The following is a 26300-nucleotide window of genomic DNA, read 5'->3' as shown; positions in this document are numbered from 1 at the left end:
GGCCTTGGTTCTTGCGGCCAATTCTGGTCGGCATCGGCCTGTGCCTTTGGGGCTGCAGCGCACTGGCTCAAGGCACGGCGGTCACAAGCGCTCCGCCGGATGTCGAGCTCGGCTTGGAAGAGTTGTTGCGGCAGCCGCTCAAGCAGGTGCCGAGGGATGTCGAAGTGAGCACCGCTTCGCGTTTTTCGCAAAGTGCAGCACAAGCGCCCAGTACCACCTATGTGCTCACGGCAGAGGACATCGCACGCCATGGCTTCCGGTCCATGGCCGATATTTTGCGGGCCATGCCCGGCCTCTATGTCACCAAGGGAAGCAGCTTCAACTACATCGGGGCGCGTGGCTTGGGGCGGCCTGGGGATCTGAACACCCGGCTCTTGTTTCTTATTGATGGCATGCGCATCAATGAGAACGTTTATGACGCGGCTCAGATTGGCGAAGAGTTCTTTCTCGATATTGACCTGATCGATCGGGTCGAGTTCGCGCCCGGGCCGGGTTCGGCCTTGTACGGCAATAACGCCTTTTTGGGCGTCGTCAACGTGCTGACCAAAAGGGCGGACACCTTGGGCGGCCTGCAGATACGGACCGGTTTGGACTCACAAGGGTTACAGCAACTGCGCGCGAGCTGGGGCTACCGCTCAGAAGCAGGCTGGGAGGGCTGGTTGTCTGCCAGCGGCGCACGCCAAGATGAGCGGCCCTTGCCTTATGCCGTGCCGAGCGAGTTTGAGAAAGACATTCGCGAGCGACTCTGGGATCGTAGCAAGCGCCTCACAGGCAGCTTCAACGCGGGCGCTTGGGCCTTGCGCTTCGGCGCTACCGATTTGACCCAAGGAGTGCCCAGTGCTCTTGAAGGTAGCGAAGAGGATGTTCTTTCGCAGGCCTATCTGCTGTACTACAACCGCTTTATCAGCCTGAGTCATGAGCGCAGCCTAGGCCCAGACTGGGACTTGTTTGCCAGCGTCTCAGCCAAGAGCCACACCTATCGCGAGCGCTATCCCTTTTTAGATCCAGTCACGCATCAGCAGCGTTTCTTCGGTGCGACCTCTTTGGGCCGTTGGACGAACTGGGATCTCAGGCTGAGTACCCGGCAATTTGAGCGGCATGTGCTGATGGCGGGCCTGGAGGTGCAAGACGATCGCGAGCAGCGCATCTTGCTCGGCGACGAAGGGGATCCGCCGATTCAGGAGTACTACGGTGTCAATCGCCGGACCGCTTGGTTCATCCAGGACGAATGGCAGCTCAGCGAGTCGCAGCGCCTGATCTTTGGTCTGCGCCGCGATGCGTCGAATGTGGCCAAAGCGCGCCTGAACCCCCGCTTGGCCTGGGTTTGGAGTGGCATCCCCGACGCCACCTTGCGCCTGATGTACGGCAGCGCGTTTCGAGCAGCCAATCTCAATGAGTTTGCTGTGAACGCTTCTTGGGAGGCCCCAACACCGAAGCCTGAGCAGATCAAGTCCTTTGAGCTTGCTTGGGAGCAGTCCTTGACCTCGCAGCTGCAGTACCGTGCGTCCCTATACGCCTCGCGCTTGACGGATCTGATCGATCAGAACCAGGTGGATCTGCCCATTTATGAGAACAATGCCAGCATGCGCACCTATGGCGCCGAGCTGGATGTGGAACGGCGCTGGGATCAAGGGGCGCGTTTGCGTCTGGGCCTATCCTTGCAGCGCAGCAAGGATGCGAACGGTGCGCCGCTGAGCAACTCGCCGCGCTCCTTGTTCAAGTTGCTTTACAGCCAGCCCTTGCTGGGCGATGCCCTGCAAGTGGCCTGGCAGAGTTTTGCGATGAGTCGGCGCGACACCCCGGCGCAGTCCTTGCCTGGCTACGCAGTGCATAACCTCAATTTGCTGTGGCGTCCCAGCTTGGACTGGGAGTTCAGCCTGGGGGTCTACAACCTGACGGACCACGCTTATGTGGATCGCCCCCGCACTTCGGAGCCTGAGGTGCGCCAAGAGCGGCGCACTTTGCAGCTGGGCTTGAGCTGGAGGATGGGGCGATGAGGCGGGCGGCCTCCTTGGCGACGAGTTGGTTTTTGCGCTGCTTTTGGCTGTTGGCGGCAATGTCTGCCGTTGTGATGTCTGCACATGCCGCTCCAGCACCTGCTGGCCTGATGGACGATGCCCAGCTCAAAGCAGCTTTTGTCTACCGCTTTGCTCAGTTCACCCAGTGGCCGCCGCCGCCACTGCAGGAGTTCACTTACTGCGTGGCCGGCAGCCAAGGCATGCAAGAGTCCATGCAGGCGCTGACCCAAAAGGCGCATCAGGCGACGCAAGTGCGCATGCGCTATCTGACCGACCCTCAGCAGTTGGGGCAATGCCAGCTGCTGTTCCTGGGCTTTGTTGAGCGCGCCGACTTGCAGCGCTGGCAAGAGGCCGCCGGCAACGGTCCCTTGCTGGTGGTGGCCGACAATGTGGAGGCCTTCCGCAGCGGCGCCGTGATTGGCTTGATTGCCGAGCCGAATGGCCTGAGCTTTCGTATCAATCTGACGGAAGCCAGGCGTCGTGGCCTGTCGCTCAGTTCGCAGATGTTGAAGCTGGCCCGCGAGGTCAGGTGAGTCAGAGGACGTCGTGTGCCAGATGGCGCGAGGTCTGAACTTTTTTTAAATCAACAAGCCGCTGGCGCTCAATGGCCAATGCAAGGCTTGCTGCACAAAGCGGCTTAGAGACTCGGCGTCCCCGGTGGTTTGCAAGAGGGGAGCGGCTTCTGGCGCTGAGGGCAAGCCGAGTGCTTGCCATTGCCGCGCCGCTTGTTGCGCCACCGCCGATTCGATGTTCAGCAGCTTGACCTGCGAGCCCAGCGTCTCTTGAAGCTGCGTTTGAATCAGCGGGTAATGGGTGCAACCCATCAGCACCGTATCCACCTCGGCTTCGATCAAGGGTTGGCACAGATGAGCGAGCAGCGCGCGCAACTCCTCGGACTGCAAGTCGCCGCGTTCGATCAACTCCACCAGCCCCGGGCAAGCCCGGCTGAAAACCTGCACGCTGCCGGCGTGTTTTTGAACCAGGCCGGCAAAGCGCGCGCTGGCGATGGTAGCGGGCGTCGCCATCACCCCGATGCGACCAACACTGCTTTGGGCCACGGCAGGCTTGATGCCGGGTTCGGTGCCGACGATGGGCACATCAGGCCAGCGCTGCCTGAGCGCCGCAATGGCATGGGCCGTTGCCGTATTGCAGGCCACCACCAAGACGCGCGCACCTTGGTCGATCAAATGGCCGCCTACCTTCAGGCTGCGTTCAATGATGTAGTCCGCGTCGCGCAGGCCATAAGGGGCATGCGCAGTGTCGGCCACATAGTGCATGGCGACTTTGGGCAGCTGCTGGCGCAACTCGCGCAAGACCGTCAGGCCGCCTACGCCGGAATCGAAAACGCCCAGGCGAGGCGTTGAAATAGAAGGGAGGGAACTCATTGAGTGCGGCAGTCTAGCTTTTGCGCTGGACCGCGCCGAGCGCGTGGTTAAAATAGAACGATCGTGCTTTTTTCGTCGAAGTCGGCGATGATGGCGCAGGGCCTCGGGGCCACCCCTTTAGAATCTGATTAACGTTAACGTCAATTCGTCTTGGAGTAATCGATGAAAGTCTTGGTCCCAGTCAAACGCGTGGTCGACTACAACGTCAAGGTGCGCGTCAAGAGCGACGGCACGGGCGTGGATATCGCCAATGTGAAGATGTCGATGAACCCCTTCGACGAAATCGCCATTGAAGAGGCCGTGCGCCTGAAGGAAAAGGGCTTGGTCACCGAGGTGATCGCCGTTTCTTGCGGCGTGACCCAGTGCCAGGAAACCCTGCGCACCGCCATGGCCATTGGTGCCGACCGCGCCATCTTGGTGGAAACCGATGCCGAGTTGCAGCCGCTGGCCGTGGCCAAGCTCCTCAAGGCCCTGGTCGACAAAGAGCAGCCAGGCCTGGTGGTCTTGGGCAAGCAAGCCATTGACGACGACTGCAATCAAACCGGCCAGATGTTGGCGGCCTTGACCGGCATGCCGCAAGGCACATTCGCCAGCAAGGTGGAACTGAGCGCCGATGCCGTGGCCGTGACCCGTGAAGTTGACGGTGGTTTGGAAACCGTCAAGCTGAGCCTGCCTGCCGTCATCACCACCGACTTGCGCTTGAATGAGCCGCGCTATGTGACGCTGCCCAACATCATGAAGGCCAAGAAGAAGCAGCTCGACGTGGTCAAGCCCGCCGATTTGGGCGTGGACGTGAGCCCGCGAATCAAGACGCTGAAGGTGGAAGAGCCGCCGAAGCGCAGCGCCGGCGTCAAGGTGGCCGATGTGGCCGCTTTGGTGGACAAGCTGAAGAACGAAGCCAAGGTCATTGGCTGACCCCAGATCAGAAGAATTCGGAGAAAACACAATGACTGCTCTCGTTATTGCTGAACACGACAACGCCTCCATCAAGGGCGCAACGCTGAACACCGTGACCGCTGCGCTGGCCGCAGGCGGCGATGTGCATGTGCTGGTGGCAGGCTTCAATGCTGCCGCTGCCGCCGCTGCTGCTGCGCAGATCGCCGGTGTTGCCAAGGTCTTGCACGCTGACGCCGCGGGCCTGGAAAACGGCCTGGCCGAAAACCTGGCCGCCCAGGTGCTGGCGATTGCTTCCGGCTACAGCCACATCTTGTTCCCCGCCACCGCCTCGGGCAAGAACGTCGCCCCGCGCGTCGCCGCCTTGCTGGACGTGGCGCAACTGAGCGATGTGACCAAGGTCATCAGCGCCGACACCTTCGAGCGCCCGATCTACGCTGGCAATGCCATCGCCACCGTGCAAAGCAGCGATGCCACCAAGGTGCTGACCGTGCGTACCACCGGCTTTGACGCCGCTGCCGCCAGCGGTGGTAGCGCCGCTGTTGAAACCGTTGCGGCTGCCGCCGACAGCGGTAAGAGCAGCTTCGCAGGCCGTGAAGTGACCAAGAGCGATCGCCCTGAGCTGACCGCTGCCAAGATCATCGTTTCAGGTGGCCGCGCCCTGGGTTCGAACGAGAAGTTCATGGAAGTGCTGACCCCGCTGGCCGACAAGCTGGGTGCTGCACTGGGTGCCTCGCGCGCCGCCGTGGATGCGGGTTATGCCCCCAACGACTGGCAAGTTGGCCAGACCGGCAAGATCGTCGCACCTCAGCTCTATATCGCCGCCGGCATCAGCGGCGCCATCCAGCACTTGGCCGGTATGAAGGACTCCAAGGTGATCGTGGCGATCAACAAGGACCCGGAAGCGCCGATCTTCTCGGTGGCCGACTACAGCCTGGAAGCTGATCTGTTCACCGCCGTGCCGGAGTTGGTGAAGAGCCTCTGAGTGGCTCCAATACCGGGAAGCTCTCTGATTGAGTGAGCCCCAGGGCGCCCGACTTCACGGTCGCGGCGCCCTTGTTCCATCTGAACGTCGATTGACGTTCAAGAACGCCCCTGAATTCGTAATGCTGGAGACATCACCATGACTTACCGCGCCCCCGTCAAAGACATGCTGTTCAATATGCAGGAGCTGGCTGGCCTGCAGTCGCTGACCGAGCAAATCCCCGCCTTTGCCGATTACGGCATCGACACCGCGCAGGCCGTGTTGGAGGAATGCGCCAAGCTCAATGAAGACGTGATCGCGCCCCTGAACTGGGAAGGCGACAAGAACCCCTCCTACTGGAAGGACGGCCAGGTCTTCACCACGCCCGGCTTCAAAGAAGCCTTCAAACAGTTCGCCGAAGGCGGCTGGCAGGGCTTGCAGCACCCCACCGAGTTTGGCGGCCAAGGCCTGCCCAAGATCATTGGTGCTGCTTGCGGCGAAATGATCAACAGCGCTAACGTCAGTTTTGCGCTGTGCCCGCTCTTGACCGATGGAGCGATCGAAGCGCTGTTGACTGCGGGCTCGGATGAGCAAAAGAACACCTTCATCCCCAAGCTGGTCGATGGCAGTTGGACCGGCACCATGAATCTGACCGAGCCGCAAGCCGGTTCGGACCTGGCCCAGGTGCGCACCCGCGCCGAGCCGCAGCCTGACGGCACTTACAAAATCTTCGGCACCAAGATCTTCATCACCTACGGTGAGCACGATATGGCCGAGAACATCGTCCATCTGGTACTGGCCCGTGTGGTCGGTGCGCCTGAAGGCGTAAAGGGCATTAGCCTGTTCCTCGTGCCCAAGTTCATGGTGAATGCCGATGGTTCCTTGGGCGCGCGCAATGATGCGCACTGTGTCTCCATCGAACACAAGATGGGCATCAAGGCCAGCCCCACCGCCGTGCTGCAGTTCGGTGACCATGGCGGCGCCATCGGTACGCTGATCGGTCAAGAGAACCGTGGCCTCGAGTACATGTTCATCATGATGAATGCCGCCCGCTTTGGCGTGGGCGTGCAGGGCATTGCGGTGGCTGATCGGGCCTACCAAAAGGCTGCGGCCTTCTCGCGCGATCGCATCCAGTCGCGCCCGGTCGATGGCTCGCTGCCCACAAGCGGCGCCATCATTCATCATCCCGATGTGCGCCGCATGCTGATGACCATGCGCTCGCTGACCGAAGGCTGCCGCGCCATGGCCTTGGTGGGTGCCAGTGCTTATGACACCGCCCATCACCATGCCGATGCCGAGGTGCGCAAGCAGGCTCAGGCCTTCTATGAATTCCTGGTGCCGCTGATCAAGGGCTACAGCACCGAGATGAGCCTGGAAGTGACCGACTTGGGCGTGCAGATCCACGGCGGTATGGGCTTTATCGAAGAAACCGGCGCGGCCCAGTACTACCGTGACGCCAAGATCCTGACCATTTACGAAGGCACGACCGCCATTCAGGCGAATGACCTGGTGGGCCGCAAGACCAGCCGCGATGGTGGCGAGTTCGCCCGCTCGGTGGCGGCCCTGGTGGAAGCCACCGAGGCTCAGTTGCTCGCACGCGGCAGCGCGGCCGCCTTGGCGGTGCACAAGCGCCTGAGCGCCGCACGACAGGCCTATCTCGACGTGGTGGGCTTCATCGTGGCTAACGCACGCAGCAATCCGAATGCGGCTTATGCCGGCTCGGTGCCTTATCTGATGTTGGCCGGCAATTTGGTGGCCGGCTGGCAGTTGGCGCGCGCTTTGTTGGTCGCGGAAGACAAGCTGGCCGCCGGCGAAGACGCCGCCTTTATGAGCGCCAAGATCGCTACGGCTCGCTTCTACGCCGAACACATCCTGACGCGCAGCAGCAGCCTGCGTGATGCCATCGTGGACGGCGCCGACAGCGTCACCGCCATGGCCTTGGATGCCTTCTGAGCCAACTAGAAAATAGAACGGAGACTCACGTGTCCTTGCCCCCGATTCTGCAAAACCTGCCGCTGCCCATCATCGGCTCGCCGCTCTTCATCATCAGCAACCCCAAGTTGGTGATCGCCCAGTGCAAGGCCGGCGTGGTGGGTTCCATGCCGGCGCTGAACGCGCGCCCGGCCGAGTTGCTGGATGAGTGGTTGAATGAAATCACCACCGAGCTGGCGGCCTACAACAAGGCCAATCCGGACAAGCCAGCTGCGCCTTTTGCCATCAACCAGATCGTGCACAAGAGCAATGAACGGCTCGAGCACGATATGGCGGTGTGCGCCAAGTACAAGGTGCCCATCATCATCACCTCGCTGGGCGCGCGTGAAGACGTCAACCAGGCCGTGCATGCCTGGGGCGGCGTGGTGCTGCACGACATCATCAACAACAAGTTCGCCAAGAAGGCGATCGAGAAGGGCGCCGATGGCTTGATCGCCGTGGCCGCTGGCGCTGGTGGCCACGCGGGGGTGAAGAGCCCCTTTGCCTTGATCCAGGAGATCCGCGAATGGTTCGATGGCCCGGTGGCTTTGTCGGGCTCCATCGCCAGCGGCGACGCGGTCTTGGCGGCTCAAGCCATGGGCGCCGACTTTGCCTACATCGGCTCGGCCTTCATTGCCACCGAAGAGGCGCGCGCATCCGATGCCTACAAGCAGATGATTGTGGATAGCAATAGCGATGACATCGTCTACAGCAATCTCTTTACCGGCGTGCACGGCAACTACCTGCGTGGCTCCATCGTCAATGCGGGCATGGATCCGGACAAACTGCCCGAGAGCGACCCCAGCGCAATGAACTTTGGCGGCGATGCCAAAAAGGCCTGGAAAGACATCTGGGGCTGCGGCCAAGGTATTGGCGCGGTGCGAGAAGTGCTGCCGGCAGCTCAGTTGGTGGCGCGCTTGGCGCGTGAGTACCAGGCCGCGCGTGAGCGCTTGGCTCTGCGTTGAAGTCGCACGGCAGCTAAGCGCTGCCCCATGACATGAAGAAAGCCCCGGCTGCGTGCGCACCGGGGCTTTTTTTCAGTAGGACCCTGATCTAAGCCTTCAAATGACTGTTGACGCGGTCCAGTACCTGTTCAGGCGCTTCCGCTTCCAACTCGGTCTCGTTGTTCAGATGTCGCTGCATGCGGGCCATGTCCAAATCGCCGGTCCACTTGGCCACCACCAGAGTCGCCACGCCATTGCCAATCAGATTGGTCAGCGCGCGCGCCTCGCTCATGAAACGGTCGATGCCTAGGATCAGCGCCAAGCCGGCCACGGGCACACCACCCACTGCGCTCAGCGTGGCGGCCAGCACGATGAATCCGCTGCCGGTCACGCCCGCTGCGCCCTTGGAGGTCAGCAAGAGCACGGCCAGCAGGGTCAGCTGCTGCGTCAGCGTCATCGGCGTGTTGGTGGCCTGCGCGATGAAGACCGCCGCCATGGTCAAGTAGATGGAGGTGCCGTCCAGATTGAAGGAGTAGCCGGTCGGGATCACCAAGCCCACGGTGGACTTTTTGGCGCCCAGGTTTTCCATCTTGGCCATCATGCGTGGCAGCACTGATTCTGATGACGAGGTGCCCAGCACGATCAGCAGCTCTTCTTTGATGTAGCGGATGAACTTGAAGATCGAGAAGCCATGAAAGCGCGCGATGCCGCCCAAGACGATGATGATGAAGAGCAAGCAGGTCAGATAGAAGCTGCCCATCAGCTTGGCCAACTGCACCAGCGAGCCCAGGCCGTATTTGCCAATGGTGAAGGACATGGCGCCAAACGCGCCGATCGGCGCCAGCTTCATGATGTAGCCAACGATCACAAACAGCACATGGCTGCTCTTCTCGATCAAATCAAACACCAGCGTGCCGCGGCCGCCAAAGCGATGCAGGGCAAAGCCGAACAGCACCGCGATCAACAGCACTTGCAGCATCTCGCCCTTGGCAAAGGCATCGACCACTGTGGTGGGGATGATGGCCAGCAGGAACTCGGTGGTGCTCTGCATCTTGCCGGGGCCGGTGTAGGCGGCAATGCCCTTGGTGTCGAGATGCGCCGGGTCCACATTCATGCCGACGCCGGGCTGCAGCACATTGACCACCACCAGGCCGATGACCAAGGCGAGGCTGGAAACAATCTCGAAGTAGAGCAAGGCCAGGCCGCCGGTCTTGCCGACCTTCTTCATGTCTTCCATGCCCGCGATGCCCACCACCACGGTACAGAAGATGATGGGGGCGATGATCATCTTGATCAGCTTGATGAATCCATCGCCCAGCGGCTTCATCGCCGCGCCGCTCTCGGGGTAGAAGTGACCCAGCAACACGCCAATGACGATGGCGCTGATGACCTGGGCATAGAGGGATTTGTAGATCGGCTGTCTCGCTTGCATATGAGCTCCAATGTCTGCTTGGGCTTATCTTGCGCGCTGAAAACCCTGTTTCATATGAGGGGAATTGCAGATGGGTGGGGCTGGAATGGCATTGGGCGGCGCGACCCGGGCTATTGTGTTTCACTGGCCGATGCCCTCGGGCATAAGGCTCCGCTCATGTCCTCCGGGTCTGGCTGTGCCAGACCCTCCCCCTTGACTTCGCTTCACCGTACACCCGACGCCTTCGGCGATCGCTCATGTGCGAAAGCCGATCCTGCCGGAGCAGGACGGCTTGTACCTAGCGAAGGGCTAGGCCGCTGGCCCAGACAGGAGTGGACATGCGCCCGCGACGACGATTGGCATTCGCCGGACCTCTACGGTTTGTGAGTAGAGGGCTCATACGTGCCCCTTAGCCTGGGTCTTAGGCGCTTGCTGAAAGTGCGGGTCTGGCTTTTGGATATCGCTTCAATTGACCCGACTCGATCTTGGCCAGGAACTGCTGATATTCAGCCTTGACCACCGGCGCCAGCAGATACACACCGATCAAATTGAAGATCGACATCGCGAAGATGGCGGCGTCTGAGAAGTTGATGACCGCGCCAAAGTTGATCGAGGCGCCCACCACCACAAAGCTGCAGAACAATAGCTTGAAGGCTGCAGCGCTGAGCCGGCTTTCACCCAGCAGATAAGTCCAGGCTTTGAGGCCGTAATAGCCCCAGCTGATCATGGTGGATACGGCGAACACCACCACCGCCAAGGCCAAGGGATAACGGAACCAGGCCGCCGTCTCTTGGAAGGCGGCCGAGGTCAGCTCGATGCCACTCAGACCTGTGGGGTTGGGGTAGGGCCCCATATTGATGCCGGCGATGGTGATCACCAAGGCGGTCATGGTGCAGATCACCACCGTGTCAATGAAGGGCTCCAGCAGGGCCACCAAACCTTCGGTGACGGGCTCCTTGGTCTTGACCGCGCTGTGCGCGATGGCCGAAGAGCCTACGCCGGCTTCATTCGAAAACGTGGCGCGCTTCAAACCTTGGATCAGCGCGCCCAGCACGCCGCCGGCCACACCTTCAGCGCGGAAGGCGCCTTCCAGAATGGAGCTGAAGGCTTGTGGGATGCGCTCGAAGTTGACGATCAACACGGCCGCTGTGAGGCCGATGTAGAGAAAGGCCATCCAGGGCACCAAGCGTGCGGTGACAGCGCCTATCTTGGGCATGCCGCCCAACATCACGCCAAACACCAGCAGCGCCAGGATCAATCCGACTACCCAGCCATAGCCGGTGGGCAGATCGAAGGTCTGGACAATCATTGCGTTAGCCTGATTGCCCTGGAACATATTGCCGCCGCCCAAGGCGCCCAGCACTGCCATCAAGGCAAAGCCCGCCGCCAGCAGCTTGCCCAGGCGGGGCAGACCCCGCTCAGCCAAGCCGTCACGCAGGTAGTACATCGGCCCACCCGAGATGGCGCCGGAGGGCAGCACGGTGCGGTATTTCACGCCCAGCGTGCATTCGGTGAACTTGGTGGCCATGCCGAGCAAGCCGACGATGATCATCCAGAAGGTGGCGCCCGGCCCGCCGATGGCCACGGCCACGCCGACGCCGGCCATATTGCCCAAGCCGACGGTGCCAGAGAGTGCGGTGGTCAGGGCCTGAAAGTGGCTGACCTCGCCGGGCTCGCGGTCCTTGGGGTTGCTGTAGCGGCCGCGCACGATGTCGAGGGCCAGCTTGGCTTTGAACAGTTGCGGAAAGCCAAAGTAGACGCTGAAGATCAGCGCCGCCAGCATCAGCCAGCCGGCGATCAAGGGGAACTGGGTGCCGGCGATCGGCACCGAATAGAAAATCAAATCAACGAACCAGCCAAAGGTATTGGCGAAGAAATGATCAACGGCTTGGTCAAAACCTTGGGCATGAGCCCAACTGGGTAGGCCCAAGCCGAGCAGGGCAATGAAGGCCGCGCTGCGACCAAGGCTAGCGCAGCCTGGGCGCGCCGGATCGGCTTGAAAGGACTGCCCTTTGACAGGGACAAATGAGCTGCGCCTTTGGCGACAACTTTCGGGCATACGGACTCCTTGGTTGTTCGCACCCTCAGTCTCGGTTCAACGCAGGGGGCGGCTGAGGGCACAAGGTCCGACGCAATACGCTTTTTAGATATATCTAAAGTATTCCCGATCTTCAATCGTAGCAAGTGAATACGTCTGTCAATGGAGGCGGCTCTCTAAAAAGGGCGGGGCCGCGCTTCCATAAACCTCAATTTGAGCGCATCCCATAACGCGCGATCAGGGCGGATTTTCTGCTGGGCTCGAAGTTGATGCGCTGAGGGTCACGTCCCACCACGGCCAGCAGGCGCTCGTCCATCACCTTGAACCACAGCGGCGGGATGTAGGCAATGCTGAACATGCCAAAGTAGCCACTGGGCAGTTGCGGCAGGTTTTCAAAGTGGCGCAGTGATTGGTAGCGGCGCAGCGGATGGGCGTGGTGGTCCGAGTGGCGCTGCAAGTGGAACACCGCCCAGTTTGAGAAGATGTGATTGCTGTTCCAGGAGTGATGCGGCTGGCAGGGCTCGTAGCGGCCATTGGGCAGTTGCTGGCGCAGCAGGCCGTAGTGCTCGATGTAGTTGGCGGAAGTGAGTTGGAAGTTGGCCCAGAAGGCAGTGGCCAGAATAAAGGGCAGGACTTGCGGACCTAGCCAAACAGTCAGCGCACTCCACAGGGCCAGGGTGATCAGCGCCGGTTGAAGGATCTCGTTGTTCTTCAGCGACCAAACCGGCAGGCTGGCCTTTTGCAGGCGGACGCTTTCCAGCGCCCAGGCTCGCTTGAAGGCGCCCGGCATCTCGCGCAGCACAAAGCGGTAAATCGACTCCCCCATGCGCGAGGAGGCCGGGTCCAACGGTGTGGCCACATCCCGGTGGTGACCGCGGTTGTGCTCGATGTAGAAGTGTCCATAGCCGGTGGTGGCGAGCACCAGCTTGGCCAGCCAGCGCTCGAGCGCTGTTTGCTTGTGGCCTAACTCATGGCCCAGATTGATACAAAAGCCGCCGACCGAGCCGGTGATGATGACCATGGCCAAGACGCCATGCCAGGGCAGTTCATGCGTGGCCACAAACCAAACGCAGTAGATGAAGGCCAGCCACAGAATGGGCACCAAAGCGTAGGTGATGCGGCGGTAGTAGTGATCCGCGTCCAAGGCCGGCACTGCCGACTCGGGCGGATTGCTGCGATCGGTGCCCAAGAGCCAGTCGATCAGCGGCACGATGCCGTACAAAAAAGCCACGGGTAACCAGAGCAGGCGGGCGTCGCCGCTCCAGACCAGTAGAGCAGGGCCCAGCGTTACCGAGGCAGGCACCAGCAAACTCATCAGCCAAGCGTAGCGCTTACGGTCGCGATAGGGCTCTGCTTGTTCGGGTGGCGTGCTCTTAGGCGAGGGAATGGCGAGGCTCATGGCTTGTCTCCTTGTGTTTGTCGCAGTTTGGCTGCGTCACCCCTGCGCAAACACCGAGGCAAGTGGCAAGTTCTCGTCATAAAGTGCCAAGCGATGAAAGCCACTCGTCCGTTGCCCATGACTGCGTCCGCCGAACTTGGTGCGACCCAGCCCTTGGGCACCGCGCAAGTGCACCCCACCTATGCGCGCTTGCTGTGCATGTTGTTGCGCAGCCTGGGGGCGGATGTGGAGGGCAGCCTGGCCTCGGCCGGGCTGAGCTGGGACGAGCTTTCGGTGCGGGATCAGATGCTGGACTTTGCCGTCGTTCACCAGTTGGTATTGGCGGCTTTGGCGGCCAGTGAGCGGCCGGCCCTGGGCCTGGATCTGGGTCAGATGGCGCAGATCTCGGCTCATGGCGCCATGGGTTATGCGATGGTGGCCAGCCGTGACCTGCGTCAGGCCTTGGAAACCGTGGCCCGATTTGCTTCGCTGCGCAATGGCCTGTTGCGTTTTGAGTTGCAGCAAGGCGAGGCCGGGGCAGTCCTCTTGGTGCATGAGTGCTGCGACCTGGGCCACGCGCGAGGCTTTGTTTTGGACATGGTGCTGGGCACGGCGCTGCGTCTGATGGAGTCGGTGGTGGGTCATCGCGTACAGGGCATGCGGATTGACTGGCCCTTTGCTCAAGCACCGGACCCGAGCTGGTTGGCGCGGCTGCGGCAATGCTTTGAGGGGCCGATCGCTTTTGATGCGCCGCTGCTGGCCTTCCATCTGAGCCTCGTGCAGCTGAGCCTGCCTTGCCTGACCGCCGATCCGCGCGCTTTTGAGGCGGCTCGGCAGGATTGCGAGCGCGAATTGGCGCAGGCGCGTGGCGGCCAGGGGCCTTGGGCCTTGCGCGTGCAGCAATTGCTGCTGCAGCGATCACCGGGTGAGCCCTTTCCCGGTGTGGCCGAGGCGGCAGCCCACTGCCATGTGTCAGTGCGAACCTTGATCCGCCATTTGCGCGCCGAGGCTTGCAGTTATCAATCGGTGCTGGACGGTGTGCGCCAAGAACAAACCTTGCGCGCTTTGCGGCAGGGCAAGAGCTCAGTGGAGGTGATCGCCGCTGAGTTGGGCTTTGTGGATACCTCCAATTTCAGCCGCACGGTGCGGCGCTGGTTCGGCCTGACGCCTTCCGCTTTGCGCGCTCGCTTGCGAGGGGACATCGCAGCCCAATGAAAATGGCCACCCGTGGGTGGCCATCGCTGCTGCAAGAGGGCTTTACTTGATATGGGTCAGGCGCGCCTCAGGGCGATCGTCCGAGCGATGGATGGTCTCTACATTGGCGCGCATGGCCCAGGGGCGCATTTGGTGGTGCAGGGGGATGAAGAGGGTCTCGTCGCGCACGCGTACCAGCGCCTCGCGAATCATGGCGTTGCGCTTGGCGACGTCGACTTCCACCTTCATGCCGTCCACCAGTTGGTCAAGCTTGGCGTCACTGAGTTTGGCGAAATTGAAGTTGCCATCGGCGCCGGTCGCCTTGGTGCGCGCCACGGCTTGAAGGAAATACTGCGCGTCATAGGTGGCCACGCCCCAGCCCAGCATGAAGAGCGGTGCCTCAAAGCGTTGGAAGGTTTGGCTGTGCTGCGCAAACGGCAGGGCGGCCAGCTTGGCCTTGATACCAATCTTGGCCCACATGGCCACCACCGCCTGGCAGACCTCTTCGTCGTTGACGTAGCGGTTGTTGGGGCAGTTCAGTGGCACTTCAAAGCCGCCGGGGTAGCCCGCTTCGGCCAAGAGCTTTTTGGCCTTTTCGGTGTCGGCCTTCAGCGGTGCATCCAATTCGGGCGTGTTGCCGTTGACGCCCGGCGCCACCATGACGCCAGCCGGAATGGACAAGCCGCGCATGATGGTGCGCTTGATGGCCTCGCGGTCAATCGCGACACTCAGCGCCTCACGCACCCGCTTGTCTTTGAAGGGGTTTTTGCCCTTCACATTGGAGCCCAGCAACTCTTCGCTGCCTTGGTCCATCACAAAGAAGATGGTGCGCACCTCGGGGCCTTCAATGACCTTGAGCTTGGGATCGCTCTTGAGCTTGGCCACGTCCTGGGTGGGCAGGTCGGTCAGCATGTCCACATCCCCCGACAGCAGCGCGGCAACACGCGTCGGGTCGGACTTGATCGGCAGGTAGCTGACCTCGGTCACATTGCTGGCGTTCTTGGCGTCCCACCAGTCCTTGTTGGCCACCATGCTGACTTTCTGGTCAGGTTGCCAGCCGGTGATCTTGTAGGGGCCGGTGCCCATCACATTGCGAGAGGCGTAGTTGTCCTCTTTCGCTTTGTAGTCCTGCACATTGGTGGTTTTGTTTTTCTCCGCCCAGGTCTTGCTCATGATGCGGAAGTCGATGATGTTGCGCAGCAGGATGGGGGTGGGCGCGCTGAGCATCACATCGATGGTGAAGTCATCGATCTTTTTGATTTCCTTGATGCCGGCTACGTAAATTTGCATCGTGCCTTGCGGTTGGCTGATGCGGCCAAAGGTGAAGATCACATCATCAGCGGTGAAAGGCGAGCCGTCGTGGAACTTAACGCCGCGGCGCAATTCGAAACGCACCTGGGTCGGGGAGATGTAAGTCCATTTGGTCGCCAAAGCGGGCTCGACTTGGTACTTGTCGCCATAGCGGGTCAGGCCCTCATAGGCGTGCATCAAGATCGCATTGGTGGTCGAGTGGTTTTGCGAATGCGGATCCAGGGTCAGGATGTCATTTTGGGCCGCCCAACGCAGCGGGGCTGCTTGTGCATCTTGGGCCGAGAGGCTCATGCTTAGGCCAATCGTTAGGCCCAGTGTCAAGGCCAGTGCTGTTCGCTTGATCTTGCGCATCTTCATCCCTTGGAGTGTGGTCAAGTGGCGAAGATGCTAGCCCTTGCAGAATCAAACTGATCTAGTGGCTTGCCCGGAGTCAGAAGGGGCCACGGCCTCAAGGTCGGAGTCGCAGCCGATGCCGGCTGCAATCCAGCGTCGGCAGGCGCGCGCGAGCGCACGAGACAGACGTCGGCCGATGAAAGAGCTAGGCTTGCGCCAGCCGATGAAGGGAAGCGGTTCGGCCAGCATGCCGCAGACGTAACGTTTTTGCAGCGCTGACCATTGCAATGCCTTGCAGGCGCCGCGACGTTTGCGGCTGACCAGCACCCCAATTGGGCAGGGCTCACTCAGGCAGCAAATGCCGCATCCATTGCAGGTTTGGCCCTCGGCCGGCTTGGTCGGGGCTTCCGGATGAATGTGAATGACGGTGTCGGGCCGGGCAGACATGGCTGCAATGTAGCCGGCCCGAGGGAGGGTCAGTTCTTGACGCCCAACTCGCGCAAGCGCTCTTGCAGATAGTCGTGCGCGGTGTAGCGGTCTGACAGCACGACCTCGTTGCGCGGGTGCAAGAACAGCGGCAGCGAGATGCGGCTGCGCTTGGCGCCCTCGCCGCTGGGGTTGACCACCCGGTGCTGGGTGGAGGGGTAATAGCCTTGCGAGGCTTCTTGCAGCATGTCGCCGATATTGATGATCAGCATGCCGAAGTCACAGGGCACATCAATCCAAGCGCCGTTCATGTCTTGCACCTGCAAGCCCGGCTCATTGGCGGCCGGCAGGATGGTGAGCAGATTGATGTCGCCGTGGGCGGCGGCGCGCAGCGAGCCGGCGGGCTCCTGGCCGGTCAGTGGCGGATAGCGAAGCACGCGCAGCAGGGTCTGGTGGCTGTCTTTGATCATGTTCGACAGCGGTTCGCGGTAATGCTGGGCGATTTCCGCCGGTGTGTACTGCTCCACCCAGCCCAAGAGTTGCTGGGCCAAGGCATTGGCCTGCTGGTAATAAGCCTGCGCATCGGCTTCCAAAGTCTTGGGGATGCGGCCCCAAGGGTAGTAGTGGAAGTACTCCTTGATGTCCTTCAGTGCGGCGCCTTTGGCGGTCTCTGAGATCTCGGTGGAGAAATAGCCGTCTTGGGTTTCCTTGGAGAAAGCGAATTGATGCTTGTCCTCGGTGTTGAAAAACGCCAACCAGTCGGCGTAGATCTTTTCGACCAGCGACTGTTGAATGGGATGGTTGACCAGCACACCGAAGCCGGTTTCGTGCAATGAGCGGGTGAATTGCTCGGCGGCATCTGCGGCCAAATAGTCGACGACGCGAACTTGCATGGATGGGATCTCCTGATATGTCCCAACGCCAGGCCATTCAATCGCGGGGCATGGCGTTCAAGGGCAGAGTCTAGGTCATGTCCTTGGACTTCGCAAACGTTTGCCTACATCACTGGTCTGGCCAAAGCTTGCCGGCTTTTTTCCGCCTGCTTGAAAATTTATTGCCATCCGGGCCTCAGTTTTCGTGGCTTGCTACCGAAAAGCCGGAAGGTCTGCGGGCTTGGCGAAACGGACAACGGTGATAAAGTCCGCCCCTTGGAGACTTCAGGTCCTTCCCGTCCCCTTCGCTGGCAACAGCTTAGGCGGGTCGCAATCCGCCAACCGGTCGAGCCGTAACGCGGAAGGTTTATCAACCAGCCAATTCCCTGGAAGCCGGGGCTAGAGGTGAGCGAAGATGATGCAGCAACACAGGTCAAATTCTTACCTGTTCGGGGGCAATGCCCCTTATGTCGAAGAGATGTACGAGGCCTACCTCGACAACCCGGGTTCCGTGCCCGACAACTGGCGTTCGTACTTCGATGCGCTCCAGCATGTGCCGGCTACCGATGGTGGTGACGGGCGCGACGTGCCTCATGCGCCGGTGATCGAATCCTTCGCTCAGCGCGCCAAGGCGAATGCCTTCGCCGCCAAAGCCTCCAGCGCCGACTTGGCCGTTGCACACAAGCAAGTGCATGTGCAAAGCCTGATCGCCGCTTACCGCTTCCTGGGCAATCGCTGGGCCGAACTCGACCCGCTCAAGCGCGCAGAGCGCCCCAAGATTCCCGAACTCGATCCAGCGTTTTACGACCTGACCGAGTCCGATATGGACATCAGCTTCTCGGCCTCCAACACCTACTTTGGTGGCGAGACCATGAGCTTGCGTCAAATCGTGCAAGCCCTGCGCGAAACCTATTGCAGCTCGGTGGGTTCCGAGTTCATGCACTGTACTGACCCCGGCGAAAAGCGCTGGTGGCAAGAGCGCCTGGAAAAGGCCCGCGGCAAGCCCAGCTTCACCGCCGAAGAAAAGCGCCACATCCTCGACCGCCTGACCGCAGCCGAAGGCCTGGAGCGCTATCTGCACACCAAGTACGTGGGCCAAAAGCGTTTCTCGTTGGAAGGTGGTGAGAGCTTCATCGCTGCCATGGACGAGTTGATCCAGCGCGCCGGCCAACGCGGCGTGCAAGAAATCGTCATCGGTATGGCCCACCGCGGCCGCTTGAACGTGCTGGTCAACACCCTGGGCAAGATGCCAGCCGACCTGTTCGCCGAGTTTGAACACAAGGCCGCCGAAGATCTGCCGGCTGGTGACGTGAAGTACCACCAAGGCTTCAGCTCCGATGTGTCGACCAAGGGCGGCCCGGTTCACTTGTCGCTGTCCTTCAACCCCTCGCACCTGGAAATCGTCAACCCGGTGGTCGAGGGCAGCGTGCGCGCTCGTCAAGAACGCCGCGGTGACAAGAACGGCAGCCAAGTGCTGCCCGTGCTGGTGCACGGCGACGCCGCCTTCGGTGGCCAGGGCGTGGTGCAGGAAACCCTGTGCATGGCCCAGACCCGTGGCTACGGCACCGGCGGTACCGTCCACATCGTCATCAACAACCAGATCGGTTTCACCACCAGCGATCCGCGCGATCTGCGTTCCACGGCGTACTGCTCGGACGTCGTCAAGATGATCGAAGCGCCGGTGCTGCACGTGAACGGTGACGATCCAGAAGCGGTGGTGTGGGCCATGCAACTGGCCATGGATTACCGTGCTGAGTTCCGCAAGGACGTGGTGCTGGACATCGTCTGCTTCCGCAAGCTGGGCCACAACGAGCAGGACACCCCCTCGCTGACCCAGCCGCTGATGTACAAGAAGATCGCGGCTCACCCCGGCACCCGCAAGGTTTACGCCGACAAGCTGGCCGCTCAAAACGTGGTGGACGCTGCCGGTGCCGATCAGATGATCAAGGCTTACCGTGCCGCCATGGACGAAGGCCGTCACACGGTCGATCCGGTGCTGACCAACTTCAAGAGCAAGTACGCCACCGACTGGTCGCCCTTCCTTGGCAAGAAGTGGACCGACAGCTGCGACACCGCGCTGCCCGTTTCTGAGTGGAAGCGTCTGGCTGACAAGCTGACCACGCTGCCCAAGGATCTGGTGGCTCACAATTTGGTGCAAAAGCTCTACGCCGATCGCGCTGCGATGGGCCGTGGTGAGATCAATGTGGACTGGGGCATGGGTGAGAGCATGGCTTTCGCCTCGCTGGTGGCGAGCGGCTACCCGATCCGCCTGTCGGGCGAGGATGCCGGCCGCGGTACCTTCACCCACCGCCACGCCGTCATTCACGATCAAAACCGCAGCAACTGGGACGAAGGCGCCTACATTCCGCTGCAGAACGTGGCCGACGGACAGGCTCCCTTCGTGGTCATCGACTCCATCCTGAGCGAAGAGGCGGTCTTGGGCTTCGAGTACGGCTATGCCGCTGCTGAGCCGAATACGTTGACGATCTGGGAAGCGCAGTTCGGCGACTTCGTCAACGGCGCGCAAGTCGTCATCGACCAGTTCATCGCCTCCGGCGAAGTGAAGTGGGGCCGCTCCAACGGCTTGGTGATGATGTTGCCGCACGGCTATGAAGGCCAAGGCCCTGAGCACAGCTCGGCGCGCCTGGAACGCTTCATGCAGCTGGCCGCTGACAACAATATGCAGATCGTGCAGCCGACCACGGCCAGCCAGATCTTCCACGTTCTGCGTCGTCAGATGCTGCGCATGTTCCGCAAGCCTTTGGTGATCATGACGCCGAAGAGCTTGCTGCGTGCCAAGGACGCCACCTCGGCGCTGAACGAATTCACCAAGGGTGAGTTCCGCACCGTCATCGGTGAGCAGGATGCTTTGATCGCTGCCGACAAGGTCAAGCGCGTGATCGTCTGCTCGGGCAAGGTCTATTACGACCTGGTGCGCAAGCGCGAAGAGAAGAAAGCGAGCGACGTGGCCGTCATCCGCGTTGAGCAGCTCTATCCCTTCCCGCACAAGGCTTTCGCTGCCGAGATCAAGAAGTATCCCGGCGCGACCGAGTTGGTGTGGTGCCAGGACGAGCCGCAGAACCAGGGCGCTTGGTTCTTCGTTCAGCACTATGTGCACGAGAACATGATCGACGGCCAGAAGCTGGGCTACGCGGGTCGCCCCGCTTCGGCCTCGCCGGCTTGCGGTTATGCGCACCTGCACCAAGAGCAACAGAAGTCGCTGCTGGACCAGGCTTTCGGCAAGCTCAAGGGCTTCATCCTCACCAAGTAAGAGCAGGGCGGCGCTGGAAGGCGCCGCTTTGTTCTCGGTCGTTTGATCGTCAGGCAACAAGCCCGATCAGCTCTCCGAACAAGTAGAAAGTTAGAACATCATGGCAATCATCGAAGTCAAAGTCCCCCAGCTGTCTGAATCTGTGTCCGAAGGCACGCTCTTGACCTGGAAGAAGAAGCCCGGCCAAGCCGTGGCCATCGACGAGATCCTGGTTGAAATCGAGACCGACAAGGTCGTGTTGGAAGTGCCCGCGCCGAGCGCCGGCGTGATGGCTCAGATCGTCAAGAACGATGGCGAGAGCGTGGCCAGCGAAGAAGTCATCGCCCGCATCGACACCGAAGGCACGGCCCAGGCCAGCCCGCTGGAAGTCAAGGCTGTGGCCGCGCCTGCCGCTGCTGCCGTCGCTGCGACTGCAGCCAGCAAGGGCGATGTCGCCATGCCCGCCGCTGCCAAGATCCTGGCTGAAAAGGGCTTGTCTGCCACCGACGTGGCCGGCTCCGGCAAAGACGGCCGTGTCACCAAGGGCGACGCCCTGGCTGCTGGCGCCAAGCCGGCTGCTGTGCCCGCACCGGTGGCCGTGGCTGCCGCGCCGTCGGTTGCCAAGCCGCTGCCCGCCGTGGCAGCGCCTGCTGCTCTGAACCTGGGTGACCGCCCCGAGCAGCGCGTGCCCATGACCCGTCTGCGCGCCCGCGTTGCCGAGCGCCTGCTGCAATCGCAAGCCACCAACGCCATCCTGACCACGTTCAATGAAGTGAACATGGCCCCGGTGATGGAAATGCGCAAGAAGTTCCAAGAAAAGTTCGAGAAGGAACACGGCGTCAAGCTGGGCTTCATGAGCTTCTTCGTCAAGGCCGCAGTCGCGGCCCTGAAGAAGTACCCGGTGCTGAACGCTTCGGTCGATGGCAACGACATCGTCTACCACGGCTACTTCGACATCGGTATCGCCGTCGGTTCGCCACGCGGTCTGGTGGTGCCCATCATCCGCAATGCGGATCAGCTGAGCTTTGCTGACATCGAGAAGAAGATCGCTGAATTCGGCCAAAAGGCCAAGGAAGGCAAGATCTCGTTGGACGACCTGACCGGCGGCACCTTCTCCATCTCCAACGGCGGTACCTTCGGCTCCATGCTGTCCACCCCCATCATCAACCCGCCTCAATCGGCCATCCTGGGCGTGCACGCCACCAAAGACCGCGCCGTCGTCGAGAACGGCCAAGTGGTGGTGCGTCCGATCAACTATCTGGCCATGTCTTATGACCACCGCATCATCGACGGCCGCGAAGCCGTGCTGGGTCTGGTGACCATGAAGGAAGCGCTGGAAGACCCAGCTCGCCTGCTGTTCGACATCTAAGTTTGTCGACGGCGCAATGACTCAAACCATGGCCTGGGTCTACCTGCTGCTGGCCGGTGTCTGCGAGATCGGCTGGCCTCTGGGCTTCAAGCTGTCTCAGCAAGCGGAGTACCGGGTCAGCGGCATCGTGGCGGCCGTAGCGTCCATGGGTTTGAGTGGTTGGCTACTTTGGATGGCGCAGCGTGAGATTCCCATCGGCACGGCTTACGCCGTCTGGACGGGCATCGGCGGCGCCGGCACTTTTTTGATCGGGGTGATGTTCTTTGGCGATGCCGCCACGCTGTGGAGATTCCTCGGCGTGGCCATGATCGTCGGCGGCGTTGTCACCCTCAAGCTCGCCCACTGAAACGCGGGCGCAGGAGCATTTGATGAGCACAAAACAATTTGACGTCGTCGTGATCGGCGGCGGCCCCGGCGGCTATATCGCTGCTATCCGTGCGGCCCAGCTGGGCTTCAACACCGCTTGTATCGACGAGTGGAAAAATGAAAAGGGCGGCCCCGCACCGGGCGGCACCTGCACCAACGTCGGCTGCATTCCTTCCAAGGCCTTGCTGCAATCGTCGGAGCATTTCGACCACGCCAACCACCACTTTGCCGAACACGGCATCTCGGCCGATAACGTCAAGATCGATGTGGCCAAGATGCTGGGTCGCAAAGACACGGTGGTGAAGCAGAACAACGATGGCATCTTGTATCTGTTCAAGAAGAACAAGGTCACGTTCTTCCACGGCCGCGGCTCTTTTGTCGCTGCCAAGGATGGCCTGTACGAGATCAAGGCTGGCGAGGAAGTCATCCTGGCCAAGCATGTGATCCTGGCGACCGGCTCCAACGCCCGTCAGCTGCCCGGCGCGGCGTTTGACGAAGAGATGATTCTGTCCAACGACGGTGCCTTGCGCATCGGCGAAGTGCCTAAGAAGCTGGGCGTGATTGGCTCCGGCGTGATCGGCCTGGAAATGGGCTCGGTCTGGCGTCGTCTGGGTGCTGATGTGACGGTGCTGGAAGGTCTGCCGACTTTCCTGGGCGCGGTCGACGAAGGCGTGGCCAAGGAAGCCGCCAAGTTGTTCAAGAAGCAAGGCTTGAAGATCGAGCTGGGCGTCAAGATCGGCGAAGTCAAGGCCACGAAGAAGAGCGTCACCGTGAGCTATGCCGACGCCAAGGGCGCCGAGCAAAAGGCCGAGTTCGACAAGCTGATCATCTCGATCGGCCGTGTGCCCAACACCATCGGCTTGAATGTCGAGGCGGTGGGCCTGAAGCTGGACGAGCGCGGTGCCATCGAGGTGGACGGCGACTGCAAGACCAATCTGCCCAATGTCTGGGCGGTGGGCGATGTGGTGCGTGGCCCGATGCTGGCGCACAAGGCCGAGGAAGAGGGCGTTGCCGTGGCCGAGCGCATTGCCGGTCAACACGGTCATGTCAACTTCAACACCATTCCTTGGGTCATCTACACCAGCCCTGAGATCGCCTGGGTCGGCCGCACCGAGCAGCAGCTGAAGGCGGACGGCGTGGCGTACAAGGCCGGTCAGTTCCCCTTCATGGCCAATGGCCGCGCACGTGCGCTGGGTGACACCAATGGTTTCGTCAAGTTCTTGGCCGATGCCACGACCGACGAGATCCTCGGCGTGCACATCATCGGCCCCTTCGCCTCGGAGTTGATCTCTGAAGCCGTGGTCGCGATGGAGTTCAAGGCCTCGGCCGAAGACATTGCGCGCATCTGCCATGCCCACCCGTCCTTGTCAGAGGCGACCAAGGAAGCGGCCCTGGCCGTGGACAAGCGTACTTTGAACTTCTGAACGGGCCCCTGGCCCGGAGTTGAGGAAAGGGCGGCGAATCGGTCGCCCTTTTTCATTTGAGATTGAGCAAGAGCGGGAATGAGTTCAGTGACTTCAGTGACCGAGTTGTATCAGCAGACCTTGGCCGAGCGCGGCTATACCGCGGACCCCGCGCAGCTGCGCGCGGTAGCCGCCTTGCAACGCTGCCAGGATGAATGGGCTGACTACAAAGCCCGGCGCAGCAATGCCGTGACCAAGCTGCTGGTACGGCCACCGCTGCCGCGCGGCGTCTACATGTACGGCGGCGTTGGCCGTGGCAAGAGCTTTCTGATGGATTGCTTTTTCCAGGCCGTGCCTTTGACGCGCAAGACGCGCCTGCACTTCCATGAGTTCATGCGCGAAGTGCACCGCGAGTTGCAGGACCTGAAGGGCATTGCCGATCCGCTGGAGGAATTGGGCAAGCGCATGGCCAAGCGCTTTCGCCTGATCTGCTTCGATGAATTCCATGTGGCCGATGTGACCGACGCGATGATTCTTCATCGCCTCTTGGATGCGATGTTCAAGAACCGCGTCAGCATCATCACCACCTCTAACTTCGAGCCCGATGGCCTGTATCCCAACGGTTTGCACCGCGACCGCATCCTGCCCGCCATCGAGTTGCTGAAAGAGAAGCTCGAGGTCATCAACGTCGACAACGGCTTCGACTATCGGCGTCGCACGCTGGACCATGTGGCTCTGTATCACCAGCCACTCAGCGAGGCGGCCGATCAGGCCATGACCGAGGCCTTTACTGCTTTGGCCGAGGCCCGCGAAGAAAGCCCCTTGTTGCACATCGAGCAGCGCCAGATCCGTGCGCGTCGTCGCGCCGGTGGCGTGGTCTGGTTTGACTTCAACAGCCTGTGCGGCGGCCCACGTTCGCAGAATGACTATCTGGAATTGGCCACGCAGTTCCACACGGTCTTGTTGTCCAATGTGCCGGAGATGCCTCCGCGTTTGGCCAGCGAGGCGCGGCGTTTCACTTGGCTGGTGGACGTCTTGTACGACCGGCGCGTCAAGCTGATCATCTCGGCTGCGGTGCCGCCGGAACAGCTCTATACCGAGGGCCCCTTGGCGCATGAGTTCCCGCGTACCGTGTCGCGCCTGCAGGAAATGCAGTCCAGTGAGTACCTCGCGCTGGAGCGGCGAGATGTGGATACTTCGCTGACTTGATTGATGAATCCAAGATGCCCGATATGAGTCCTAACGCTGGTCTACCGCGGATTTTTGCAGTGCTCGCCTGGGCTGCTCTGCTGGGCGGCGCGTCGCAGGCCCTGGCGGCGGATGCAGCCCAAGCCACAGTGCAAGAAAGTCAGATGGAGTTGCAGCAATTGGGCCAGCAGCGCGCCGAGATCGAAGCTCGGTTCAAGGCTGAATCGCTGCTGTGTGAGGAGCGCTTTGCCGTCAACGATTGCCTGAACCGCGTGCGAGCCGAACGTAGCCTGGCCTTGAAACCCATTACGAGCCGTGAGCAAGAGATCGACAAGCTTGAGCGACGCGCGCGTGCCGAGGCTCAACGGCAGCGCGTGATCGAGCGTGAGCAAGAGGCGGCAAAGCTGGAGGCGCAACGTCGTATGTCGGAACTGTTGGCTGCGCAGCGTGAGGCCTTGCGGCAAAGTGAGCCAGCAGGTGTTGCTCCGTCGAATGCCTCGGCAGGGGTGGTCAAGCCACGTCCTTCGGTTCAAGAGCTGGAGCAGGCCCAGCGTGCCAAGAAGCTTCGCGCGGATCAAGAAGCCGAGCGACGTTTGGCCCAGAGGCAAGCCTTTGAGCGCCAGCAGGCCGCGCATCAGCGCGAAGCTCAGCAGCGCATGGCGCAGCGGGAAGCGCAATCCAAGGGCAAGAAGGCGGCCGCAAGCTTGCCGATTCCGAGTGCAGCGGAGATTGCTGCAGCCAGCCAGTCTGCCGCTTCTGCAGGCAAGCGCTAAGCCTGGCTGCGTAGCGAGGCTCACGGGGCGCTACGTCAGCCCAGGGCTTGGACTTGAACAATGGCCAGTGACAGGTTGTCGCCACCGCCGCGTGCGCGCTGGCGCGCCTTGCTGATCAGCAACTCGGCGGCTTCGCGCGGGGGCAGGCTGTGCAAGACCGTGCCCAACTCGCTGGGGGTGAAGTAATGCCAGAGTCCGTCGCTGCAGCACATCAAGGTGTCGCCGGCTTGTAGGTCGTCCACCGTGGCCAGCGTGAAGCTGGGCTCTTGCACGGTGCCCAAGCAGCCGGTGAGCAGATTGGACTGCGGGTGCGTTGCTGCCTCGTCTTCGCTGATCTGGCCTTCGTCGACCAGTTTCTGCACATAGGAATGATCCAGCGTGCGCTTGACCATATTCGGACCTCGAAACAGGTAGATGCGCGAATCGCCGGAGTGAATCCAGTGGCAGCGCCTATCCCCGCCGATCAAGAAGGCAGCAACCGTGCTGTGCGGCTCTTCTTCCGCTGACAGGGCGGTCAGCTTGATCATCAGATGCGCCTCTGAAACGATCTGCTGCAAAAAGTCTTCGGTCTTTTCTTCGCTAGGCGTGAAGCGCTCGAACAGTTGCTGTGCCGTCAGCAGCACCTGGTCGGCAGCTTTGCGCCCACCACTTTTGCCGCCCATGCCATCGGCCACCAAAGCCAGCAAACAATTGCTCAGGCGCGCGTGGGTCAAAACCTCGACTTGATCTTGTTGGTAGAGCCGGTCACCACGATGGGTGCCGGTGGCGGCGCTCAGGCGAAAACCTGTGGGGGTGCGAGTCATGGGGAGCCT

Annotated in this window: 21 protein-coding genes; 13 read left to right on the top strand and 8 right to left on the bottom strand. The window is 61.3% G+C overall.

Annotation, left to right across the window (positions count from 1 at the left end):
- Positions 1-11: 11 nt before the first annotated feature.
- Positions 12-1997 carry a TonB-dependent receptor plug domain-containing protein gene (locus LNV06_RS04915; RefSeq protein WP_263537100.1) on the top strand — a complete coding sequence of 662 codons (1986 nt, stop codon included), beginning with the start codon at positions 12-14 and terminating at the stop codon, positions 1995-1997.
- A gap of 74 nt (positions 1998-2071) precedes the next feature.
- Positions 2072-2551, top strand: a complete 480-nt coding sequence (locus LNV06_RS04910) for a YfiR family protein (RefSeq protein ID WP_263537099.1) — start codon at positions 2072-2074, stop codon at positions 2549-2551.
- A 45-nt stretch (positions 2552-2596) separates the two neighbouring features.
- On the opposite strand, the gene murI is transcribed toward LNV06_RS04910, so the two are convergent.
- Positions 2597-3403, bottom strand: a complete 807-nt coding sequence (gene murI, locus LNV06_RS04905; RefSeq protein WP_263537098.1) for a glutamate racemase — start codon at positions 3401-3403, stop codon at positions 2597-2599.
- Positions 3404-3565: 162 nt separating this feature from the next.
- Here murI and LNV06_RS04900 point away from each other — a divergent pair, with 162 nt between their 5' ends.
- The 4 genes from LNV06_RS04900 to LNV06_RS04885 all read left to right on the top strand — a co-directional run bounded on the left by LNV06_RS04900 (position 3566) and on the right by LNV06_RS04885 (position 8197).
- The gene (locus tag LNV06_RS04900) at positions 3566-4318 is read left to right on the top strand and encodes an electron transfer flavoprotein subunit beta/FixA family protein (RefSeq protein WP_263537097.1); all 753 of its coding nucleotides are present in this window, start codon (positions 3566-3568) and stop codon (positions 4316-4318) included.
- A gap of 31 nt (positions 4319-4349) precedes the next feature.
- Entirely contained in the window at positions 4350-5282 is a 933-nt protein-coding gene (locus LNV06_RS04895; RefSeq protein ID WP_263537096.1) for an electron transfer flavoprotein subunit alpha/FixB family protein, read from the top strand.
- A gap of 138 nt (positions 5283-5420) precedes the next feature.
- Positions 5421-7214 carry an acyl-CoA dehydrogenase gene (locus tag LNV06_RS04890; RefSeq protein WP_263537095.1) on the top strand — a complete coding sequence of 598 codons (1794 nt, stop codon included), beginning with the start codon at positions 5421-5423 and terminating at the stop codon, positions 7212-7214.
- A gap of 29 nt (positions 7215-7243) precedes the next feature.
- Positions 7244-8197 (top strand): NAD(P)H-dependent flavin oxidoreductase, encoded by a 954-nt coding sequence (locus LNV06_RS04885; RefSeq protein ID WP_263537094.1) that lies wholly within the window; start codon positions 7244-7246, stop codon positions 8195-8197.
- An 88-nt stretch (positions 8198-8285) separates the two neighbouring features.
- On the opposite strand, the gene LNV06_RS04880 is transcribed toward LNV06_RS04885, so the two are convergent.
- The 3 genes from LNV06_RS04880 to LNV06_RS04870 form a co-directional block, all read right to left on the bottom strand.
- Positions 8286-9608, bottom strand: coding sequence for a dicarboxylate/amino acid:cation symporter (locus LNV06_RS04880; RefSeq protein ID WP_263537093.1), 1323 nt, complete (start codon positions 9606-9608; stop codon positions 8286-8288).
- Between the two features lie 400 nt (positions 9609-10008).
- Positions 10009-11646: an alanine/glycine:cation symporter family protein gene (locus LNV06_RS04875; protein ID WP_263537092.1), complete on the bottom strand. Its 1638-nt coding sequence runs from the start codon at positions 11644-11646 to the stop codon at positions 10009-10011.
- Between the two features lie 187 nt (positions 11647-11833).
- Positions 11834-13024: an alkane 1-monooxygenase gene (locus LNV06_RS04870; protein ID WP_263537091.1), complete on the bottom strand. Its 1191-nt coding sequence runs from the start codon at positions 13022-13024 to the stop codon at positions 11834-11836.
- 117 nt (positions 13025-13141) lie between these two features.
- Here LNV06_RS04870 and LNV06_RS04865 point away from each other — a divergent pair, with 117 nt between their 5' ends.
- The gene (locus LNV06_RS04865; RefSeq protein ID WP_263537090.1) at positions 13142-14218 is read left to right on the top strand and encodes an AraC family transcriptional regulator; all 1077 of its coding nucleotides are present in this window, start codon (positions 13142-13144) and stop codon (positions 14216-14218) included.
- A 42-nt stretch (positions 14219-14260) separates the two neighbouring features.
- On the opposite strand, the gene LNV06_RS04860 is transcribed toward LNV06_RS04865, so the two are convergent.
- The 3 genes from LNV06_RS04860 to LNV06_RS04850 are packed head-to-tail and all read right to left on the bottom strand — an operon-like array spanning position 14261 to position 17160.
- A complete protein-coding gene (locus LNV06_RS04860; RefSeq protein WP_263537089.1) occupies positions 14261-15859 on the bottom strand; it encodes an ABC transporter substrate-binding protein in 1599 nt (532 codons plus the stop codon).
- A 51-nt stretch (positions 15860-15910) separates the two neighbouring features.
- Positions 15911-16288: a hypothetical protein gene (locus LNV06_RS04855; RefSeq protein ID WP_263537088.1), complete on the bottom strand. Its 378-nt coding sequence runs from the start codon at positions 16286-16288 to the stop codon at positions 15911-15913.
- 29 nt (positions 16289-16317) lie between these two features.
- Positions 16318-17160, bottom strand: a complete 843-nt coding sequence (locus LNV06_RS04850) for an isopenicillin N synthase family dioxygenase (protein ID WP_263537087.1) — start codon at positions 17158-17160, stop codon at positions 16318-16320.
- Positions 17161-17554: 394 nt separating this feature from the next.
- Here LNV06_RS04850 and LNV06_RS04845 point away from each other — a divergent pair, with 394 nt between their 5' ends.
- The 6 genes from LNV06_RS04845 to LNV06_RS04820 all read left to right on the top strand — a co-directional run bounded on the left by LNV06_RS04845 (position 17555) and on the right by LNV06_RS04820 (position 25488).
- On the top strand, positions 17555-20410 hold the full coding sequence (locus LNV06_RS04845; protein ID WP_263537086.1) for a 2-oxoglutarate dehydrogenase E1 component: 2856 nt from the start codon (positions 17555-17557) through the stop codon (positions 20408-20410).
- Between the two features lie 100 nt (positions 20411-20510).
- Positions 20511-21758, top strand: a complete 1248-nt coding sequence (gene odhB, locus LNV06_RS04840; RefSeq protein WP_263537085.1) for a 2-oxoglutarate dehydrogenase complex dihydrolipoyllysine-residue succinyltransferase — start codon at positions 20511-20513, stop codon at positions 21756-21758.
- Positions 21759-21786: 28 nt separating this feature from the next.
- Positions 21787-22104, top strand: coding sequence for a DMT family transporter (locus LNV06_RS04835; RefSeq protein WP_263537084.1), 318 nt, complete (start codon positions 21787-21789; stop codon positions 22102-22104).
- 22 nt (positions 22105-22126) lie between these two features.
- Positions 22127-23548: a dihydrolipoyl dehydrogenase gene (lpdA, locus tag LNV06_RS04830; RefSeq protein ID WP_263537083.1), complete on the top strand. Its 1422-nt coding sequence runs from the start codon at positions 22127-22129 to the stop codon at positions 23546-23548.
- 78 nt (positions 23549-23626) lie between these two features.
- The gene (gene zapE, locus LNV06_RS04825) at positions 23627-24736 is read left to right on the top strand and encodes a cell division protein ZapE (protein WP_263537082.1); all 1110 of its coding nucleotides are present in this window, start codon (positions 23627-23629) and stop codon (positions 24734-24736) included.
- On the top strand, positions 24733-25488 hold the full coding sequence (locus LNV06_RS04820; RefSeq protein WP_263537081.1) for a coiled-coil domain-containing protein: 756 nt from the start codon (positions 24733-24735) through the stop codon (positions 25486-25488). Before zapE ends, LNV06_RS04820 begins: the two co-directional genes overlap by 4 nt.
- A gap of 35 nt (positions 25489-25523) precedes the next feature.
- Here the strand turns inward: LNV06_RS04820 and LNV06_RS04815 are convergent, their stop codons facing one another.
- Positions 25524-26291 (bottom strand): PP2C family protein-serine/threonine phosphatase, encoded by a 768-nt coding sequence (locus LNV06_RS04815; RefSeq protein WP_263537080.1) that lies wholly within the window; start codon positions 26289-26291, stop codon positions 25524-25526.
- Positions 26292-26300: the final 9 nt, after the last annotated feature.

This window comes from Paucibacter sp. Y2R2-4 (assembly GCF_025717535.1).
Taxonomy (GTDB): Bacteria; Pseudomonadota; Gammaproteobacteria; order Burkholderiales; family Burkholderiaceae_C; genus Paucibacter_A.
Note: the sequence above shows the minus strand (reverse complement) of the source record. Positions and strands in the feature narration are given on the sequence as shown.